The sequence below is a fragment of the Kribbella sp. NPDC050459 genome, assembly GCF_040655315.1.
Lineage (GTDB): Bacteria > Actinomycetota > Actinomycetes > Propionibacteriales > Kribbellaceae > Kribbella.
In genome coordinates, this window is record NZ_JBFAJQ010000007.1 from 161,945 (window position 1) to 181,222 (window position 19,278).

At 70.7% G+C, this 19,278-nt stretch carries 19 protein-coding genes; 13 read left to right on the forward strand and 6 right to left on the reverse strand.

The features are described from left to right. Positions 1 to 126 precede the first annotated feature (126 nt). Together AB0I12_RS23605 and AB0I12_RS23610 are read left to right on the forward strand one after the other, a co-directional pair. On the forward strand, positions 127 to 2,064 hold the full coding sequence (locus AB0I12_RS23605; RefSeq protein ID WP_359933394.1) for an N-acetylmuramoyl-L-alanine amidase: 1,938 nt from the start codon (positions 127 to 129) through the stop codon (positions 2,062 to 2,064). Positions 2,065 to 2,074: 10 nt separating this feature from the next. Beyond that, positions 2,075 to 2,812 (forward strand): nucleotidyltransferase domain-containing protein, encoded by a 738-nt coding sequence (locus tag AB0I12_RS23610; protein WP_359933396.1) that lies wholly within the window; start codon positions 2,075 to 2,077, stop codon positions 2,810 to 2,812. On the opposite strand, the gene AB0I12_RS23615 is transcribed toward AB0I12_RS23610, so the two are convergent. Together AB0I12_RS23615 and AB0I12_RS23620 are read right to left on the reverse strand one after the other, a co-directional pair. Next, a complete protein-coding gene (locus AB0I12_RS23615; RefSeq protein WP_359933398.1) occupies positions 2,799 to 3,269 on the reverse strand; it encodes a YbaK/EbsC family protein in 471 nt (156 codons plus the stop codon). The genes AB0I12_RS23610 and AB0I12_RS23615 overlap by 14 nt on opposite strands. Positions 3,270 to 3,278: 9 nt before the next feature. Further along, positions 3,279 to 3,842: a DM13 domain-containing protein gene (locus AB0I12_RS23620; RefSeq protein ID WP_359933400.1), complete on the reverse strand. Its 564-nt coding sequence runs from the start codon at positions 3,840 to 3,842 to the stop codon at positions 3,279 to 3,281. 328 nt (positions 3,843 to 4,170) lie between these two features. Here AB0I12_RS23620 and AB0I12_RS23625 point away from each other — a divergent pair, with 328 nt between their 5' ends. From AB0I12_RS23625 to AB0I12_RS23640, 4 genes are read left to right on the forward strand one after another with little or no spacing between them, the layout of a single operon-like run. After that, on the forward strand, positions 4,171 to 4,794 hold the full coding sequence (locus AB0I12_RS23625; protein ID WP_359933402.1) for a DUF6504 family protein: 624 nt from the start codon (positions 4,171 to 4,173) through the stop codon (positions 4,792 to 4,794). Beyond that, positions 4,791 to 5,264, forward strand: coding sequence for an SAV_6107 family HEPN domain-containing protein (locus AB0I12_RS23630; protein WP_359933404.1), 474 nt, complete (start codon positions 4,791 to 4,793; stop codon positions 5,262 to 5,264). The genes AB0I12_RS23625 and AB0I12_RS23630 overlap by 4 nt, the downstream gene beginning before the upstream one ends. 36 nt (positions 5,265 to 5,300) lie before the next feature. Then, positions 5,301 to 5,549, forward strand: coding sequence for a hypothetical protein (locus AB0I12_RS23635; RefSeq protein WP_359933406.1), 249 nt, complete (start codon positions 5,301 to 5,303; stop codon positions 5,547 to 5,549). Between the two features lie 52 nt (positions 5,550 to 5,601). Beyond that, a complete protein-coding gene (locus AB0I12_RS23640) occupies positions 5,602 to 6,816 on the forward strand; it encodes a DUF480 domain-containing protein (protein WP_359933408.1) in 1,215 nt (404 codons plus the stop codon). Positions 6,817 to 6,875: 59 nt separating this feature from the next. Here the strand turns inward: AB0I12_RS23640 and AB0I12_RS23645 are convergent, their stop codons facing one another. Beyond that, the gene (locus tag AB0I12_RS23645) at positions 6,876 to 7,235 is read right to left on the reverse strand and encodes a cupin domain-containing protein (RefSeq protein ID WP_359933410.1); all 360 of its coding nucleotides are present in this window, start codon (positions 7,233 to 7,235) and stop codon (positions 6,876 to 6,878) included. A gap of 174 nt (positions 7,236 to 7,409) precedes the next feature. Here AB0I12_RS23645 and AB0I12_RS23650 point away from each other — a divergent pair, with 174 nt between their 5' ends. From AB0I12_RS23650 to AB0I12_RS23660, 3 genes are all read left to right on the forward strand, one after another. Next, positions 7,410 to 8,153: a methyltransferase domain-containing protein gene (locus AB0I12_RS23650; RefSeq protein ID WP_355689903.1), complete on the forward strand. Its 744-nt coding sequence runs from the start codon at positions 7,410 to 7,412 to the stop codon at positions 8,151 to 8,153. Positions 8,154 to 8,385: 232 nt separating this feature from the next. Continuing rightward, positions 8,386 to 8,787, forward strand: coding sequence for a DUF3040 domain-containing protein (locus AB0I12_RS23655; protein ID WP_355689905.1), 402 nt, complete (start codon positions 8,386 to 8,388; stop codon positions 8,785 to 8,787). Positions 8,788 to 8,896: 109 nt separating this feature from the next. Then, positions 8,897 to 9,331 carry a GNAT family N-acetyltransferase gene (locus tag AB0I12_RS23660; RefSeq protein WP_359933412.1) on the forward strand — a complete coding sequence of 145 codons (435 nt, stop codon included), beginning with the start codon at positions 8,897 to 8,899 and terminating at the stop codon, positions 9,329 to 9,331. A gap of 1 nt (position 9,332) precedes the next feature. On the opposite strand, the gene AB0I12_RS23665 is transcribed toward AB0I12_RS23660, so the two are convergent. The 3 genes from AB0I12_RS23665 to AB0I12_RS23675 are packed head-to-tail and all read right to left on the reverse strand — an operon-like array spanning position 9,333 to position 13,888. Beyond that, positions 9,333 to 11,696 (reverse strand): DUF3488 and transglutaminase-like domain-containing protein, encoded by a 2,364-nt coding sequence (locus AB0I12_RS23665; protein WP_359933414.1) that lies wholly within the window; start codon positions 11,694 to 11,696, stop codon positions 9,333 to 9,335. After that, the gene (locus AB0I12_RS23670) at positions 11,693 to 12,979 is read right to left on the reverse strand and encodes a DUF58 domain-containing protein (protein ID WP_359933416.1); all 1,287 of its coding nucleotides are present in this window, start codon (positions 12,977 to 12,979) and stop codon (positions 11,693 to 11,695) included. Before AB0I12_RS23670 ends, AB0I12_RS23665 begins: the two co-directional genes overlap by 4 nt. 3 nt (positions 12,980 to 12,982) lie before the next feature. Continuing rightward, on the reverse strand, positions 12,983 to 13,888 hold the full coding sequence (locus tag AB0I12_RS23675; protein WP_359933779.1) for an AAA family ATPase: 906 nt from the start codon (positions 13,886 to 13,888) through the stop codon (positions 12,983 to 12,985). Between the two features lie 624 nt (positions 13,889 to 14,512). Here AB0I12_RS23675 and mraZ point away from each other — a divergent pair. The 4 genes from mraZ (at position 14,513) to AB0I12_RS23695 (ending at position 19,203) form a co-directional block, all read left to right on the forward strand. Beyond that, positions 14,513 to 14,944 carry a division/cell wall cluster transcriptional repressor MraZ gene (gene mraZ / locus AB0I12_RS23680; protein WP_130446673.1) on the forward strand — a complete coding sequence of 144 codons (432 nt, stop codon included), beginning with the start codon at positions 14,513 to 14,515 and terminating at the stop codon, positions 14,942 to 14,944. Between the two features lie 227 nt (positions 14,945 to 15,171). Then, a complete protein-coding gene (gene rsmH, locus AB0I12_RS23685; protein ID WP_359933419.1) occupies positions 15,172 to 16,149 on the forward strand; it encodes a 16S rRNA (cytosine(1402)-N(4))-methyltransferase RsmH in 978 nt (325 codons plus the stop codon). Then, entirely contained in the window at positions 16,149 to 16,796 is a 648-nt protein-coding gene (locus AB0I12_RS23690) for a hypothetical protein (RefSeq protein ID WP_359933421.1), read from the forward strand. The genes rsmH and AB0I12_RS23690 overlap by 1 nt, the downstream gene beginning before the upstream one ends. Before the next feature lie 256 nt (positions 16,797 to 17,052). After that, positions 17,053 to 19,203 (forward strand): penicillin-binding transpeptidase domain-containing protein, encoded by a 2,151-nt coding sequence (locus AB0I12_RS23695; RefSeq protein WP_359933423.1) that lies wholly within the window; start codon positions 17,053 to 17,055, stop codon positions 19,201 to 19,203. Positions 19,204 to 19,278: the final 75 nt, after the last annotated feature.

The following is a 19,278-nucleotide window of genomic DNA, read 5'->3' on the forward strand; positions in this document are numbered from 1 at the left end:
TTCGTCAGTATCGAACCCGACGACGTGAGTTTTGGTTAACCGTTGACATCCGCGTCGCCTCGACCCACAGTGACTAGGCTGCCAGTCTGTGTGACCGGCACCCGCCCACGGGTTCAGGAGAACATCATGCTGCGTCGTCCGAAGATTCTTGCCGCACTCGCTGCGGTAGCGCTGCCGGTCGCCTTGACCGGCGTGTCGTTGGGAGGTCCACCGGCCGAGGCGTCCCAACAGGGTGCGCCGTCCCCGTCGTCAACGTCGTCAGCTGTCGCCGCGTCGGCGTACAGCGCGGCCGCCGCGAAGTACGGCGTACCGGAGTCGGTCCTGCTGGCCGTCTCCTACGCGGAGTCCCGCTGGGACGACCACGCCGGCGCGCCGAGCACGTCCGGCGGCTACGGCCCGATGCACCTCACCGGACTCGGTGCGTCCGAGGTGGCGGACCTGTCCGGGAAGCAGAAGGTCGCGACCGCCGAGTCGCTGCAGACGCTGCAGAAGGCGGCGGAGCTGACCGGCCTCGACCAGGGCGCGCTGCGCTCCGACGTGACCGCCAACATCAACGGCGGCGCGGCGGTGCTCGCGTCGTACCAGAAGTCGCTCGGCCTGCCGGTCGGCGCGGACACCTCGCCCGCCGCCTGGTACGGCGCGGTCGCGTCGTACGCCGAGGCGGGGGACAAGGCCGGCGCCGCGGGGTTCGCCGACGACGTCTACACGATCATGGCCAAGGGCGCGGCCCGGACCACCAACACCGGCCAGCAGATCGTGATGCCGGCCGTCGCGGTGACGCCGGACAAGTCGCAGCTCGGCAAGCTGTCGCTGCCGGCCGGGGTGCAGCCGTCCACGTCGGACGTGGAGTGCCCGGCGTCGCTCGGCTGCGAGTGGCTGCCCGCGCCGTACTCGGAGTTCGGTGCCGGCGACTACGGCAACCACGACCTCGCGAATCGGCCCGAGACCGGCAAGATCGACTACATCGTCATCCACGACACCGAGGGCGGCTGGCAGGGCGTACTGAACCTGGTCCAGGACCCGACGTACGTGAGCTGGCAGTACACGATGCGCTCGTCGGACGGCCACATCTGGCAGCACGTCAAGGCCAACGACGTCGCCTGGCACGCCGGCAACTGGTACGTGAACATGCACAGCATCGGGATCGAGCACGAGGGCTTCGCGGCCCAGGGCGCGACCTGGTACACCGAGGCGCTGTACCGCAACTCGGCCAAGCTGGTGGCCTACCTGGCAGCCAAGAACGACATCCCGCTCGACCGGGCGCACATCATCGGCCACGACCAGGTGCCGGGCACCGTCCCGTCCACGGTCCGCGGCATGCACTGGGACCCGGGACCGTACTGGGACTGGGAGCACTACATGGACCTGGTCGGCGCGCCGATCTGGGGCAAGTCCGTGTTCCCGGTGAAGGCAGGCTCGATCGTCACGATCAAGCCGGGCTTCGCGGGCAACGTCCAGGTGATCAACAGCTGCGACGCGCCCGGCACGCCGTGCAAGCCGCAGGGCACCAACTTCGTCTACCTGCGCCAAGCGCCGGACGACAACGCTCCGCTGGTCAAGGACCTCGGTCTGCACCCGGACGGGTCCAACGGCACCATCGAGGTCTCCGACATGGGCTCCCGCGTCGCAGCAGGTTCGGAGTACGTCGTGGCCGAGCGGCAGGGCGACTGGGTGGCGGTCTGGTACCTGGGCGCGAGGGGCTGGTTCAAGAGCCCGGCGTCCGCCCCTGACGCGTTCGCCAAGCCGGGCCTGGTCGTGAAGCCGAAGGCGGGCAAGACGTCGGTGCCGGTGTACGGCCGGGCCTACCCGGAGAAGTCGGCGTACCCGGCCGGCATTCCGTACCAGACGGTGACGCCGCTGCAGTACACGATCGGCGAGGGCCAGGCCTACCCGGTCGGTGACCTGAGCATCGAGACCGACTACTACCGGGCCGTGACGTTCGCCGGTGAGCCGCCGGCGGACCACGTCCAGGTGCTCGGGAAGGACAAGTACTACCAGATCTGGTTCGGCCACCGGATGGCGTACGTCCGGGCCGCCGACGTGGATGTCCGACCGGCCGTCTAATCTGGCTGTCGTGATCGACGAAGCCGTCCAGCCGCTGCTGGACGGCTTCGTTGCGTCTGTCCGTGAAGTCGCCGCGGTCGAAGCGATCTGGCTGCACGGCTCGCTGGCGCTGGGGGACTATCAATTGAGGCGCAGCGACCTGGATGTCGTCGCCGTGGTGTCTTCGCCGCCGACGCCGGCAGTGGCCGAACTGCACCAGGAGCTGATGCGCTCGGATCCGCTGGCAGCCAAGCTGCACTGCTCCTACATGCTGAGGTCGCAGCTGGCCGACCCGTCGGTGCGCCACCCGACGTTCGCCCAGGGCCGGTACTTCGACCGCCCGGTGACGCCGGTGACCCGCCGGGAGCTCGCGATCGGCAACCGGACGCTCTTCGGCCCGGCGCCGGCCGGCCTGCTGCCGCCGACCAGCGACGAGGAGCTCTTAGCCTTCATCCGCCGGGACCTGCGCGAGTTCTGGCTGCCGGCCACCCGGAAGCGGTCGAACTGGTACGCCGACATCTGGGTCGACCTCAGCCTGCTCACGATCGCCCGCGCCCACGTGACGCTGGCCACCGGCGACCTGATCACCAAGCGCGCGGCCTTCGACGTCCTGCCCCGCCTCGGAGCTCCCGCGGACGTCGTCGAGGACATCAGACGCCGCCGCTACGGGCCGGCGTTCCGCACCGGTCCCTGGTGGCGGCACACCCGCGCCGGGCTGACGCGGCGCTTCGTGCGCACCGCGATTCCCGCCGTCCTCAGTTCACGGTGACCGGCGTGCCGTCGGTGAGCTTCAGCAGCTCGCCGTACGTCGTCGGGAACACCGAGCGCGGGATGCCCGCGGCGGCCCAGATCACCGGGTACTGCTCGAGGGCGGTGTCGACGTACGTCGGGACGCGGCCCGGGTGCCCGACCGGGGCGACGCCGCCGATCGACTGACCGGTGTGCTCCTTGACGAACTCCGGCGTGGCCCGCTTCAGCTTCCCGATCCCGAGCTCGGCAGCGACCTTGGCGGTGTCCACGCGGTGCGCGCCCGAGGTGAGGATCAGCACCGGGGCGCCGTCGCCGGCGAAGATCAGGCTGTTCGCGATCGCGCCGACCTCGCAGCCGAGCTCGGCCGCCGCGGCCGCCGCCGTCGGCACCGCCTCGTCGAGGATCACGATCTCGCCGGTCGCACCGGCCGCGGCCAGCGCGTCGGCCACCTTCTGCACATTGGGATGACTGCTCACGGGGTGAGCTTAGGTCAGCCCGGCGGCGCCGAACGACACGTTGAACCGGTCGCACCAGATCACCGCGCTGCGGAAGTCGCCGAGCCGCACGTCGGCGGGGATCGGGTAGTTCTGGTTGCCGTGGTTGCCCTTCAGGGTGCCCAGGGCGCGGTACCGCCCGTCGTCGAAGACATGCCGGCCGGCCTTGCCGGCGACCACCTTCGCGTCGCTCAGCCAGACCTTCAGGTCGGGACCGTCGGAGGTGTCCAGGTTCTCGATCCGGAGGATCCGGCGGCCGTCGGGCAGGGCGAGAACCGCGACCGTGCCGGACGTCCGGTGTTCGTGCGAGATCAACTGACCGGTCAGCAGAACCCTGGGCTGCGGCGCCGGCCGGGAGGCCGGCCGTTGCGGCCCGGCGGAAATTGTCGGTGGCCTGGTCGACGATGAAGTCGTGGAGATCGGAACAGCGCCGGGCAGTGCCTCGTCGACGACCTTGTCGGTGACGAGCCGCCACGGCTGGAAGAGCGGCAGCGCGATCGCTGCCACCACGACGGCGACCGCCGCCGCGGCCGTTCCGGCTGCCCGTTTCCGCATCGTTCGTCCCTCCGTCCCGGAGCTTCCAGTCTGGCGCCCGGACCGCGCCCCCGGCGGCGCGCCGGGCTTACGGACCGTTGACGACTGTCGGCGGACGGCGATACGCTTCCCTTGTTCGAACAGATGTTCGATTACCTCGAACCCGGTTTCGTCGGGAGGCCGGACCGAGGTGGACCGGACAACTGGACGGCTCCGGTGCGGAGTTGCGGCCGCATCGGAATCCGGTGGTCCCGGCGGGTCCGGCACCGGGGTGGTCCTCGACCCCCACCCCGTGCCCACCCGCCGGGCCGCCGACTCGGGGCCGGTGGTGATCAGGAGGCGATGGGACATGTGGGAGTTCGACGACGCCGTCGAGGTGCACTCGATCGCGGTGGACGGTGTGCAGGTCCCCGACCAGTTCCTCTGGCGCGGCCGCCTCTGGCGGGTCCGCGCGGTCAGGTCGCAGTGGACCGAGACCGCGGCCTGGTGGGAGCGCGGCGTCATCGGCACCGGTGACATCCACGATCCGTACGCCGTCCGCACCGACTTCGCCGGCGCCACCTCTGCGTACGACGCCCGCGCCGACCGCGCGTTCGACCGGATCGACCCACGGGCCGACTCACGAGCCGACCGGCGGGCCGCGAGTACCGATTCGCTGGCCCGGATCGACGCGGCCACCGTCGCCGAGGCCTGTTCGGCGGCCCGCGCCGCGGCCCGTCCGGCCCGGGCGCACACAGCCGGCGTGGCAGCGGCGGCCAACCCCCGCTCGCGCCCCGCTGCCACGCTTCCCGCCGGCCCGCATTCGGCCGGCACTCCGGCGGCCGTCGGGGTGCTGGACGCCGACTGGGGACCGGAGCGCACGGTCTTCCGGGTGGAAGCCGGCTGTGGCCGGAGCGGCCGGCAGGAGATGTTCGACCTCGCCCACGACCCGGACTCGGGCCGCTGGCAACTGGAAAGGGTGACCGACCGATGACTGTTTCACCGGTGTCGCCGGCCGCGGCCGGCGCGGCCAGCCGAGAGCTGTTCCGTGCCCGCGCCGCCCTGGCCGAGGCGACGGAGACCAACGACCATCTGATCCGCTACTCGAGCGCCCACGTCGCGGCGCTCCGGGTCGCGGCCGCGGTGCTCGCCGTCCGCGCCCGCCCGGTCCGGTCGGGCAGCCGCCGGCGGGTCCAGCGCAACGCCTGGGTGCTGCTCGCCGAGGTCGCGCCCGAGTTCGGCGAGTGGGCCACGTTCTTCGCCGCCGGCGCCGCCCAGCGCGCCGCCGCCGAGGCCGGGCTGGAGCGCGCCGTCAGCACCCGCGAGGCGGACGACCTGATCCGCGCCGTGGAGACCTTCTACACCCAGGTGGAAGCCAGCCTGCGGTTGTCCACAACGCCGGTGCTCACCGCGACCACCGACCCGCAGTCCGTCCTGACCCAGTCCTGGATGCGAGCCAGCTGAGGCGCGCATCCGTCCCGCGTTGAGGAGATCCCGACCGTGAGCGAACCCTCCCGAGGCCTCGGCAAGGACCTGTGTGGTCGTGTCCACGCCCTCACCGGTGCCGAGTGCTACCTGCCGGACACGCATTACCCACGTCCTCACCAGGCGCTGTCCGGCGACTCCTGGCACGACGGCCTGTGCACGCGGTGCGCGGGTTCCGGCATCCAGGCCGACATCCTCTGCCCGACCTGCAACGGCACCGCGTTCGAGCCCCTGATCCTGCCCGACACCTACCAACCTGGGTGAGTCAGCCGAAAGGTGTTCATCCGTCGGCCGGGCAGCGTCTAGGGTCGGCGGGGTGAGTGGACTTCCGGTGTTGGATGTCGAGGAGCAGCGGGTTCTCGGGAGCCTGCTGGAGAAGCAGGTCACGGTGCCGGCGTCGTACCCGTTGACGGCGAACGCCCTACGGACGGCGTGCAACCAGACCAGTAACCGGGATCCGGTGGTCGACTACGACCAGGGGACGGTGGAGCGGGTCGCGCGGGCGCTGCGGGACCGGGAGCTGCTGCGGATCGTCTGGGTGGATGTCGGACGGCGGACGCTGAAGTACCACCAGATCCTCGACGAGAAGCTCGAGCTCGCAGCGGACGAGCGGGCGCTCATCACCGTGTTGCTGCTCCGCGGGGCGCAAGCACCGGGCGAGCTGCGGACGCGGGCCGAGCGGCTGCACAAGTTCGAGGACCGCAGCGACGTCGAGGCGTCCCTGCAGCGGATGGCGGCGCGACCCGACCCGCTGGTGCGGGAGCTGGAGCGTCGTGTCGGTCAGCACGACCGTCGTTGGGTCCACCTCCTCGGCCCGGTGCCCGAGGTGGAGGCCGCCGTCGCCGTCGAGAGCGTCGACCGCGACACGGTGATCGCCGACGGAGCGGACGAGCGTGACGCCCGGGTGCGCTCGGCGTACGACGCCGTCGCGGGGACGTATGCGGACGAGTTGCTCGACGAACTGGACGCGTTGCCGTTCGAGCGGTGGCTGCTCGACCGGGTGGTTGCCCACGCCAACGGCCGCCCGGTGGTGGAGGTCGGCACGGGGCCGGGGCACGTCACGGCGTACCTGGCCGACCGGGGCGCGGACGCCACCGGCATCGATCTCGCGCCCGAGATGATCGCTGAGGCCCGCCGGCGGTTCCCGCACCTGCAGTTCGAGGTCGGCGACCTGCGCCGGCTCGGCCGGCCGCCCGCGAGCTCCGGCTGGGCCGCGGTCCTCGGCTGGTACTCGCTCATCCACCTGGCCGCGTCCGAGCTGCCCGGCGCGATGACCGCGCTGACCCGTCCGCTCGATCCCGGCGGCTGGCTGGTCCTCGCACTCCACGCCGGCGAAGAGGTCCGGCACGTCGACGAGCTACTCGGCCACGAGGTCAGCCTCGACTACGTGCTCCACGAACCGGCGTACGTCGTCGGCGTGGCCGAAGCCGCAGGCCTCACCGACATCGAGTGGTACCTGCGGGGTCCCATCACCGCCCGCGCCGAAACCACCCGCCGCCTGTACGTCATCGGCCGGACACCGTCGCACTAGCCGAGCCCGGGTGAGGCAGCAACCCCTCCGATGCTGCCTCAGCCGGATCGGCCGCTGCGTCAGGCCTTGGCGTACGTCTCCGCGGACAGCGACTCGAACTCCAGGCCGACCGCCGGGCCGTCGCCGACGACCCACGCGTCGTGCCCGGGTTCGATGACGTAGGCGCTGCCCGGCAGCAGCCGCGCCTTGGTGCCGTCGTCGTGGACGACCTCCATCTCGCCGGAGAGCAGGGTTCCGACGTGACGGACCTGGCAGGAGTCGCCGCCGATGACCGGACGGATGCACTCGGACCAGCGCCAGCCAGGCTGGAAGGTGATCCGGGCGACACTGGCGCCCGGCAGCTTCACGACGTCGACGCTCGTCTTGTCCGGTGCGCGTCGCTCGTCCGGCTCGTCGAAGGACTTGCTGAAGATGGCCATGATCCCTCCCTGGTGATCGCATCTCCCCTTGTGTCGAGAGTGCGCCGATCCCCGCCTCGGCGACAGATCCGGGGACTTAAGGACCGGTTACGACGGGCGGCGGGCAGACCGCGGGCCCGGTGGAAGTAGGGTGTGGCGCGGTGGGGTGGCGATGGGGGACCGGCTGGAGGGTTGATGGTGGATCGGCGGCGCAGCGTACGGACGGCGTTGGTGGGCGAGGCGCTGCGCGTGGCGTTGGCGGGACGTGAGCGGACCGACCCCGGCGCCGGGCTGGACATCGTCGACCTCGGCGGCGGGACCGGCGGCTTCGCCGTTCCGCTGGCGGTCGAGGGGCACCGGGTGACGGTGGTCGACCCGAGCCCGGACGCGCTGGCCTCACTCGAGCGCCGGGCCCGCGACGAAGGCGTCAGTGAGCTGGTCCGCGGTGTCCAGGGCGACGCCGCGGAGCTCCCCGGCCTGGCGGGGGAGTCGAGCGCGGACGCCGTGCTGTGCCACGGGGTGCTGGAGGTCGTCGACGACCCGGTCCAGGCGTTGCAGGCGATGGCCTCGGTGCTGCGCGAGGGCGGCGTACTGAGTCTGCTGGTTGCCCAGCGCAACGCCGTCGTCCTGGCGCGGGCGCTCGCCGGTCACCTGGCCGAGGCGCGGATCGCGCTGCAGGACCCGGACGGGCGCTGGGGTGCGACCGACCCGATGCCGCGGCGGTTCGACGAGGCGGGGATCACCGGACAGCTGGCGGACGCCGGATTCATGGTCCACACCGTGCATGGCGTCCGGACGTTCGCGGACCTGGTGCCGTCGGCGTTCGTCGACTCCGAGCCGGGCGCGGCCGACTCCCTGGCCGAGCTGGAGCGTGCGGCCAGCCAGCACCCGGCGTTCCGCGCGCTGGCGACGCAGCTGCACATCCTCGCCACGCGCTGACCGGCGCTGCGACGGAGGGTGACGAGAGCACTACCTCCGGCGCGCGGGGTGGACGCTAGCTGTGAACCGGCTGTGAGCGACACGCCGAAGGACACAGGTTTGGGGCCGGTCTGGCCAGGGCAGTTGCGGGACCGTGACGCGCTGGACAGCCGGTCAGGGTTTCGTGTGACGCGGGCGCGGCCTAGACTGGAGGCGGCCTATCGAGATCGCGCTCATCATGGAGGGATCGACGGTGCCCCTCTCGGAAGAAGAGCAGCGCCAGTTCGAGCAGCTCGAACGTGCCCTTGCTGCGGAAGACCCGAAGTTCGTTTCCGCCATGCGTGGGACCAATGTGCGCTTGTACTACAAGCGCCGGGCAGTGCTTGCCGGCGTTGGATTCGTGCTGGGCATCGCGGTGCTGATGACCGGTGCGATCATTCCCAACACGATCATCGGAGTCATCGGCTTCGTGATGATGGTGGCGTGCCTGTACGTCGCGGCGCTGAGCATGAAGCGGATCAGCAACGCGGGGGAGTCCGACGACATCCCGCCGCCGCCGCCGACGAAGCGGCACCGGACCAAGCACGACTCGTCCGGCAGCTTCATGGAGCGTATGGAAGACCGCTGGCGCCGTCGCCGCGACGAGGATCTCTGACCGCTTTCGAGCACCGCTCGACCCTTCTCGAGACCTTTCGACCGCACCCGTGCCCTGGTGGGACGGGTGCGGTCGTTTCTCGGCCCTCCGGCGTGACACCGTTCGTCCCATGCTCACTATCGGACGCCTGGAATCCACTGACCGTGCCGCTTGGCAGACGCTGTTCGCCGGCTACAACGAGTTCTACGGCCGCACGATGCCGGACGAGTTCTTCGAACAGGCGTGGACCAGGTTCCAGCGTGACGAGGAGATCCACGCGCTCGGCGCCCGCCTGGACGGGCACCTGGTCGGCATCGTCCACTTCCTGACGCACGCGAGCACGACGGCGCCGGACTCCTGCTATCTGCAAGACCTGTTCACCGCGCCCGACGCCCGCGGCCGAGGTGTGGCGCGGGCACTCATCGAAGCCGTCACCGACTGGGCCCGCGACAGTGCGTGCGGGCGCGTGTACTGGTCGACGCACGAATCCAACGCGACCGCCCGCCGGCTCTACGACCAGGTGGCCGAGAACCGGGGGTTCATCCTCTACCAGATCCCGCTGTGAGTCAGTTGGTGCGCGGGCGCTTCAGAAGAATCAGCGAGCGGAGCCGGGCCAGGAGCAGGTCGAAGTCGTCGAGGAGGTCGGACGCCTCGGTGGTGCCCCGGCTCAGGTACCAGCGCCACGACGGCGGCAGCAGCCGCGCCCGCCAACGCCGGCGGAGCCGGGCCTGGGACCAGAGCGCCTCGCGGACGGCGGCCGCGTCCGCACGCAGGTCCAGTTCGCGATGCGTGTCCTCGGCGTACCGCAGCGCCTCGATCCCACGGGCCAGCCGGCGGGCGGCGCCGTGGTTATCCTCGGGGAGCTCGGACACCAGCCACTGACCGGCCTGCCGCGGCGTCGCGATGTCGGACCAGTCGAGGCCGAGATCGCGCGAGGTGTCCCGGATCTCCGCCCACAGCCCTTCGGCCGCGGCCCGTCCCGGTGGCCGCAGGAAGCGCCGGCGCCGGGTCAGCGTGCGGATCAGCCAGGGGACGCAGAGCAGCAGGACGACACCGAGGCCGGCCGCGATCGCCTTGCCGCCGCCGTTGGTGAACCAGTTGCCGGAGTCAACGATCACGGAGCCGTTGTCGTTCGGCAGGTTCGGGTCGTTCCGCGGGCGGGTGACACCGGGGGTCTCCCGGTCGCCCGGCGTGGTCGGCACGTTGGTCGGCGCGGTCGTCGGGTTGGTCGGGTTCTGGGTGGCGGCGATCGTCCAGTTCGGCGTGGCCGAGACCCGGGCGGACGGCGTCGGCTCGAACCGGACCCAGCCGACGCCCTGGAAGTACAGCTCCGGCCACGCGTGCATGTCGTGCATCCGGACCGTGTAGTCGCCGTCCTTGCCGGCGGTGCCGGGCAGGAAGCCGATCCCGACCCGGGACGGGATCCCGATGATCCTGGCCATCAGGGCCATCCCGGTGGCGAACTGCTCGCAGTACCCTTCCTTGTTGGTCAGCAGGAACTCCTCGAGGGCTGCCATACCGCTGCCCTTGGCGTTCTGCGTGCTGTAGGTGAAGCCGCCGCCGCTGCGGAACCAGTTCTGGATCAGGACGGCCGCCTCGAACTTGTTGTCCTTGGCCGCGGCGGTGATCTCGTACGTCTTCTGCCTGATGTCGGCCGGCGTCCGCTGCGGCACGACCGACGTGTACTGGTCGGGCGCGCTGGTGGTGATCGCGTCGTGCAGCTGCTCCGGGCTCGGCTGCACGTCGTACGACGTCAGCTTGTACTTCTTGCCGCCGACGATCGAGCCGTTCGACGAGACCACGTCCAGCGAGCCGGCGTCGTAGCGCCAGTCCCGCTTCAGCGAGATCGAGCGCAGCGGGTACGGAACCGGGGCGAACTGGGACCGGAACGTCCGGGTGACGTCGATCTCCATCGAGGTCTGCTGCACCTTCGACAGGTCGCCGGAGTAGCCGGGCGGCGGGGTCAGGTCGCCGCCGCTGAGCTTCTGCCCGGGGGAGCGCGGCGCGATCCGCCAGGTGTTGCCGTCGAACAGGTCGAGCGCGGTCAGCCGCAGGTACGTGCCGCCGGTCGGGCCGCCCTTGTAGGTGAGCGCCACGACGTTGTCGCCGCGCTTCAGGTTCTTGCCCATGTCCAGCATCGGGTCGGTCGACGAGATGCTCGCCCCGATCCCGCTGCCGCTCCCGCCGCCGGCCAGGCCGTTGCCGATCACACCTTCCGGCAGCGTCGGCAGCAACGCGGGCAGCAGGGCGGCGATCGCGACGACGGTCAGCCCGATCCGGCGGCCGGCCTGCCCGAGCGCCGACGCCTCGACGGGCTCGGCCGCGTCGAGATGCGAGACGCCCGAGATCCGGCGCCCCCAGCGGCTCAGCCGGCTGCGGCCCTCGGCGGACAGCAGCAGGATGTACCCGATCGCGGGCGGGATGAACAGCAGCCACGGCAGCCCGCCGTGCACGGTCGCGGCAGGCACCGTGTACATGATCAGCAGCAGCAACCCGGACCAGGCGGCCTGGCGCAGCTGGACGGCGATCACGTGGATCAGGAATCCGGCGGCCGCGATCACCGACACCGCGAACAGCGTGAGATGCGAGTCCTGGGGCAGCGGCGCGCTGAACCGGTTGATCGAGTCCATCGCGTCGACCATCTGCGCGTTGAACTCGAGCGCCGTCGCCTTCAGCGGCAGCACCCCGAACTTCATCGTGTCGTGCAGGAAGAACAGCGACAGCAGCTCGACCAGCACCACCAGCTGGACGATCGGTACGACGATGCGCGGGGCGCGCAGGTTCTGCAGCAGGACGCCGACCCCCGTCACCAGCGCGCACAGGAACGCGCTGATGAACAGGAACGGGCCGGAGAACACCGGCGTGAGGACCATCGCCCCCAGCACGGTCGCGCCCCACGCGGCGAGGGAAATCCTGGCGTGACCGGTCATGCGATTCTTCCGCTTCGTAGGCCTAGCCCGGACCATACGGTCGGGAGGTGGTCGCCGCGGCGGACTCTGGCGACTCGCCAGCCGTTCCGGCGCAGCTCGTTCTCGGTGGCGTCCGTGGCGGCGGTCAGCCGGGCCGCCTTCTCGGTCGCCTCGGCACCGACCGCCCAGCTCGCGGCGTCCAGCACCAGCGCGACACCGGTCGCCTGGCTGGTCCGCCAGCGGTTCAGGGCGGTGATGTCCTCACTGCCGCAGGCGCCGACGATGGCAATCACGAGGCTCGGGTCCTGCGCGTGCCGGTCGACGGTCAGCAACGGGCCGAGCTCGGCGTACTTGTGCTCCTCGACCGTCGCGCACTCGGTCAGCAGCTGCTGCTGCGTGAGCGGCTGGTGCACTGCCGCGGACGACCGGTGCGTGATCGCCGACAGCGTGGTCGGCCCGCCGAGCATCGTGGTGACATAGCCGCGCCGCATCCTGTCGATACCGATCGACGCGGCCGCGCTGACCGCCCACTCCAGGCTGGACGACGGGCCGTGCCCGTGGTGCGAGATCGTCCGCGCGTCCAGGAACAGCGCGCACCGGCTCTGCCAGGGCTGCTCCTCGCGGCGGACCATCAGCTCGCCGCGGCGCGCGGTCGACCGCCAGTGCACCCGGCGCAGGTCGTCGCCGTCGCGGTACTCGCGGACCGTCGCGTCCTCCTCACCGGCGGCCGCGATCGCCCGCGGCCGGTTCTCACCGGATCCGGCGCGGTCCGCACCGAGGCGGACCTCGGGCAGCTTGTAGACCCGCGGCGTGACCAGCAGGTGCTGGCTGCGGGTGAAGGTCCGGGTCGTCTCCACCAGCCCGAACGGATCGGCCACCGTCAGCATCAACGGGCCGACCTGGAACAGGCCGCGGACGTCGGACTTGACCGGGTACGTGACGGTCCGGCGCCAGTTCGGGCTGACCCGGTCGACGACGAACCGCGGGCGGTGGCCCAGTACATAAGGAATACGGTCCTCGAGCAGCAGCAGCCCCGCGGGCATCCGGCCCTGGTTGCTCAGCGCCAGTTCGACAGTCGCCGGCGTCCCGACCGGCACCTGGTCCGGCGCGAGGCTGCGCCGTACCTGGAGCCGCAGCCGGGTCCGGCCGACGACGAGCGCCGCCACGACCGGCAGCGCGGCCAGCAGGATGCCGACGCGCAGCAGATCCTTCTGGCCGAGCAGGAGAGCGCACAGCGAAGCCGTGAGACCGGCCGCGACGAACGCCCGCCCTCTGGTGGTCAGTCCGCGCAAAGCCTGCCGCATGTCTCAGTCCCGGCGCGTACGGGGGAGCGGCACGCTCGCCACGAGTCCGGAGATGATGTCGGCCGCACCGCGCCCACCGAGATGCGCTTCGGCCGCCGGCAGCACGCGGTGCGCGAGCACCGGTACCGCGAGCTCCTGGATGTCGTCCGGCAGCACGAACTCCCGCGAGTCCAGCGCGGCCGCAGCGCGCGCGGCGCGGATCAGGTGCAGCGTCGACCGCGGGCTGGCGCCCAGCCGGAGCTCCTGCGAGCGGCGGGTCGCGCCGACCAGGGCCACGGCGTACTCCTTCACGGACTCCGACACGTGCACCGACTGCACCGTCTTCACCAGGCGCAGGATCTGCTGGCCGTCGGTGACCGGCTGCAGGCTCTGCAGCGGGTCGTCGGCCGCGTGGCCGTCCAGCATCCGCAGCTCGGCGGCCGGCTCCGGGTAGCCCATCGACACCCGGGCCATGAACCGGTCGCGCTGCGCCTCCGGCAGCGGGTACGTGCCTTCCATCTCGATCGGGTTCTGCGTCGCGATCACCATGAACGGCGCCTCGAGCTGGTACGTCGTGGTGTCGACGGTGACCTGACGCTCCTCCATCGACTCCAGCAGCGCGGCCTGCGTCTTCGGCGAGGCGCGGTTGATCTCGTCGCCGACGACGATGTTCGCGAACACCGCGCCGGGCTTGAACTCGAAGTCGCGGATCTCCTGGTTGAAGACCGAGACGCCGGTGATGTCCGACGGCAGCAGGTCCGGCGTGAACTGGATCCGTCGCACGCTGCAGTCGATCGACTTCGCCAGCGCCTTGGCCAGCATCGTCTTGCCGACGCCCGGTACGTCCTCGATCAGCAGATGCCCCTCGGCCAACAGAACCGTGACGGCCACCTCGATGACGTCGGACTTGCCCTCGATCACCTGTTCCATGGCCCGCCGTACTCGGCCCGCCACCTCGGACAGCTCGTCGAAGTCCCCGGCTCCTGCCAGCGGCGAGCTGGTCGCGGTGCTGCTCACTCTGTGTCCTCCCCATTCGTTGACTGCCGACACATTCTGTCCCGCTGCGGGGGTCGGGCCTAGAGTCGCGGAAGTTTCGTTACCTGGCGTTTCGGTGTCCATCGGCGCACGCCCTCACGGCGGGGTCGGAAAAGTCTTCCCCCCAGCGTACGGGCGGTGAAAGCAGTGTGCGGGGCGTACGACGCTGCGAACCGCTGTCTGGTTCACGGTTCCGGGCCGCGAACAGTTCACCCCGGTCCTCCACTCTTCTCCACCACTTTCCTCCACCGGGTCCTCCACATCGCTCCACACCGTCCTCCACTTCGCTCCACCGGAGCCGTCCGCCACGCTCCACGGCACCGGACAGGACTCGGTGGACGACGACCGTTGAGCCGGCAGCGACACGCTGGCGCTGAGCGTGAATTCAGGCGGCACAGGGGCGTAACGGGGCGGAAGTTGGTTGACGGTGGTGGAAAGTGGAGTAAGGTGGAGCGCAGTGGAACTGAAGTGGTGGAAACACTCGCCTGAGTCGGAGAGTCCGCAACGGGGAGGTGGAGCGTGTTCCTCGGAACTCACTTCCCCAAGCTCGACGACAAGGGCCGGCTGTTCCTGCCGGCGAAGTTCCGCGACGAGCTCGCCGACGGCCTGGTGATCACCCGTGGACAGGAGCGATCGCTGTCCGTGTGGCCGGAGCGTGAGTTCGTCCAGCTGACCGAGCAGTTGAAGCAGGCCCCGATCACCAACAAAGGTGCCCGGGACTACCTCCGGATGCTGTTCGCCGGCGCCTCGAACGAGATGCCGGACAAGCAGGGCCGGGTCACCATCCCGCCGATGCTGCGCGACTATGCGTCACTGGATCGCGACTGTGTCGTCATCGGGGCGATGAATCGGGTGGAGATCTGGAACACGGAGAACTGGAACCGGTACTCCGCGGAGCAGGAGCAGGCGTTCGCCGACCTGTCCGAGGAAGTACTGCCCGGGATCTTCTGATCAAGCTGAACAGTGTGCGAGGACTGGAACACACCGACCGTCCGGTGAGATCACGGGTCCGACTTCCGACCTGGAGTGTTGGCGTCACTTCCCCGGCGCCAAGACCCACAGGTACTTCCCCGGAAGGCGTACCCGCGATCTGACCGGACGGTGCTGTCTCCGGGCTGTCTACGCACCACATGACCTGCGGGGGCAGGGTCGTCCCCGCGGCGACGGGAAGGGTCGAGATGGACGCTGCGGAGCGGCATGTGCCGGTGATGCTGGAGCGCGTCGTCGCGCTGCTGGCGCCGGCGCTCGCGCGTCCCGGCGCCGTCGTCGTCGACGCGACCCTCGGCCTCGGCGGTCATTCCGAGGCGTTCCTGCGGCAGTTCCCCGAGGTCCGGCTGATCGGTCTCGACCGGGACCCGAACGCGTTGCGGCTGGCCGGCGAGCGCCTGGCCCGGTATCAGGACGAGGACCAGGAGCGGATCACCCTCGTGCACGCGGTGTACGACGAGTTGCCGCGGGTGCTGGCCGACCTCGACATCGCGGCGATCGACGGCATCCTGTTCGACCTCGGCGTCTCGTCGATGCAGCTGGACGAGGCCAACCGCGGGTTCGCGTACGCGCAGGACGCGCCGCTCGACATGCGGATGGACCCGACCGGCCCGACCACGGCGGCCGACATCGTCAACACCTACAGCGCGGCCGACCTGGCCCGGATCCTGTTCCAGTACGGCGAGGAGAAGTTCGCCCGCCGGATCGCGGACCGGATCGTCCGCGAGCGGGAGACCGAGCCGTTCACGAACAGCGCCCGGCTGTCCGAGCTGGTCCGCAACGCGATCCCGCAGGCCGCCCGGCGTACCGGCGGTCATCCGGCGAAGCGGACCTTCCAGGCGTTGCGGATCGAGGTGAACGGGGAGCTCGACGTGCTGCGCCGCGCGCTGCCCGCCGCGCTCGAGGCGCTCGCGCTGCACGGCCGAATCGTGGTGATGAGCTACCACTCGCTCGAGGACCGGATCACCAAGCAGGCGTTCGCGCCGGGCACGAAGTCCGACGTACCGGACGACCTGCCGGTGATCCCGGCGGGGCACGAACCGTATCTGAAGCTACTGACCCGGGGCGCCGAACGGCCGACCGAGGAGGAGGTCGCGGCGAACCCACGTGCCGCCTCCGCTCGCGTGCGGGCGGCCGAGCGGATCCGGGAGAGGGGACTGGTGGCCTGATGAGTACTGTCTTCAGCCCGCAGAAGGCGCGGGTGACTCCGGTCGCCAGTGGCCCGGCGAAGAAGCCGCAGCCGCGGCTCCGGGTGGTGTACGGCGCGCCGTTCCGGCCGCCGCGGATGCCGTTCGTCATCTTCGTGGTGTCGCTGCTGGCCGCCGGACTGGTCGGTCTGCTGCTGCTGAACACCGAACTGCAGAGCGGCACGTTCAACATCACCAAGCTGAGCTCGCAGGCCGATCAGCTCCGTGACCAGCAGGAGCAGCTGGAGAAGCAGGTCCGGACGCTGGAGTCGCCGCAGAACCTGTCCGACCGCGCGCTGCGGATGGGCATGGTGCCGAACCCGAACCCGGTGTTCCTGCGGCTGTCCGACGGACGGGTGCTCGGCGTACCGGCCGAGGGCAAGGCCGGCGCCGGTACGGCGATGTTCGGGCCGGGGACGCCGACCGGCCAGGCGACCGCCAAGCCGCCGGTGAAGCCGGTGACTCCGGTCAAGCCCGTGACGCCGGTCAAGCCGACGGCCGGGACGACCAAGCCGGGCACCACCAAGCCGGGCACCACCAAGCCGCCCACGACCGCCACGAAGCCGCCGGCCGGTACCACCAAGCCGCCGGCCACGACGAAGAAGCCCGCCACGACCACACGGGGATGATCGGATGACGGACCGACGGGGAAACGAGCCGCCGCCACGAAAGCGTGGTGCTGCTCCGGGCCGGGACAACCCGCCCCGCAAGGCTCAACCCCGTCGTCCGTCCGCTACGGACAGTGGTCGCACTGTCCCACCCCGCCCCGAATCCACCCGCGAGCGCCTCCTCCGCAAAGCCCAGGAGGAGGAGGAAGCCGCACGCCGTTCCGCGGCGCGCGGTGAGGGGCGCCGGGCGCCCGGGTCGGGCGGCTCCGGCCGGGGTGTGAGCAACGCCCCCCAGGGCGGCGCGGCCGTGCCACGCGCACGCGCCGCGTCGGCTCGAGGCGGCGAAGCTCGCCGGGCGTCGAGCAGCTCGGGGCGGAAGGCGGCGCCGAGCGCCGACGACCGCCGCGGCGGAGGCGGCGGCGCGCGCCGCAGCGCGGCCGGTGCGGCGCGGAAGGTGCCGGGTGCGAAGGCGCCCGGTGCGGCGCGGTCGGGGACCGCCAAGAACACCGCAAAGAACACCGCCAAGAACACGGCCAAGAAGGTGGCGCGGAAGGCGCCGGCGAAGAAGAGCTCGGCGAAGCGGCCGCCGCAGAACAGGCCTCGGCCGCGGCCGAAGAAGCGCCGGGTGAAGAAGCCACCGCGGATGCTGCGGCTCGGGCGGCCGGCGTTGCGGTTGCGGATGACGTTCGGCGTGATGGCGTTCGTGCTGTCGCTGTTCGCCGGGCGGCTCGTGCTGCTCCAGGGCGTGGACCCGGACAGCTACGCGCAGGCGGCGACCAAGGAGAATGCCCGCTCGTTCACCCTGCACGCCAACCGCGGCACCATCACCGACCGCAACGGCGTCGAGCTCGCGGTCACCGAGGACGCGGTCGCGATCACCGCGGACCCGCAGCAGACGAAGCCGGTGGCCCAGCAGCTGGCCGCGATCCTGGCCCCGAAGCTCCCCGGGACGACCGCCGCGAAGCTCGTCGCGGCGATGTCCGGTCCCGGCCGCTTCGAGTACCTGGCCCGCCAGGTCAGCCCGACCGTGTGGACCGCGATCCAGGCCGAGATCAAGGCCGCGAACGCGCCCATCGCCGAGCAGAACAAGGGCAAGCCGAAGGAGCAGCAGGCGCCGCTGCTGGCCGGCCTCTACACCGAGGAAGACCCGATCCGCAGCCACCCGAACGGCAGCATCGCGGCCACCCTGGTCGGCGTCACCGGCGCCGACGGCAAGGGCCAGTCCGGGCTCGAGTACGGCCTGAACGCGAAGCTGTCCGGCAAGGACGGCCAGGCGATGTACGAGGTCGATGCCAAGGGCAACAAGATTCCGAACGCGAACCACACCGTGCAGGAACCGAAGCCCGGTCTCGGCGTCGAGCTGACCCTGGACACCGACCTGCAGTACTTCGCGCAGAAGCGGATCGAGAAGGCGGTGCGGGACTACCAGGCCAGCTCCGGCACGGTGGTCGTGATGGACGTGAAGTCCGGCGAGCTGATGGCGATGGCGAACTACCCGACGTTCGACCCGAACACGAAGTACAAGGCGTCCGAACTGAACAACCCGGCGCTGGAGCGCAGCTACGAGCCGGGTTCGGTGCAGAAGGTGGTCACGATGGCCGCCCTCGCCGACGCCGGGATCATCGACCTGAACACCAAGCTGCAGGTCCCCGGCAGCATCGACGTGCAGCGCCGGATCATCAAGGACCACTGGTCGCACGACACCATGAACCTGACCATCTCCGGGGTGATCGCGAAGTCGTCGAACGTCGGCACGATCATGGCCGCGCAGAAGATGCCGATCGCGCAGTTCGTGAAGTATCTGCACGACTTCGGTTTCGGCGAGCCGACCGGCCTGAACTTCCCGGGCGAGACCAAGGGCCTGCTGACGCCGGGTGACGAGTGGCCCGAGCTGACCCGGTCGAACGTGGCGTTCGGCCAGGGCCTCTCGGTGAACGCCGTTCAGGAGACCGCCGCGGTGAACGCGGTGGCGAACGGCGGCGTCTACGTGCCGCCGAAGCTGGTCCGCAACTACGTCGACGCCAACGGCGCCAAGATCCCGAACCAGACCGCCCCGGCCCGTCGCGTGGTGAGCGAGAAGGCGGCCAAGGAGGTCACCACGATGATGGAGGCGGTGACCGCGAAGAAGGGCACCGCGCCGCAGGCTGCGATCGACGGCTACCTGGTGGCCGGCAAGACCGGTACCGCCCAGCAGGTGGTTCCCGGGACCGGCAAGTACGGCGCCTGGGCGACTTCTTTCGCCGGATTCGCTCCTGCGGACAACCCGCGGTTCGTGACGTACGTCGTACTGCACGATCCCCAGGGTGCCCGGGGTGGTGGTCTCCAAGGAGGACCGGTGTTCCGAGACGTGATGAGCTACGCGTTGCAGAAGTACGTCGTACCGCCGACGGGTGCGGCGCAGCCGAACATCCCGCTGACGTGGAAGTGACGCCCAGCCTGGTGACACAGAGTCTGGTGACGCAGGGTCAGATAGGAGTCACGGGGCCTGGAGCGGTAGCCTCAG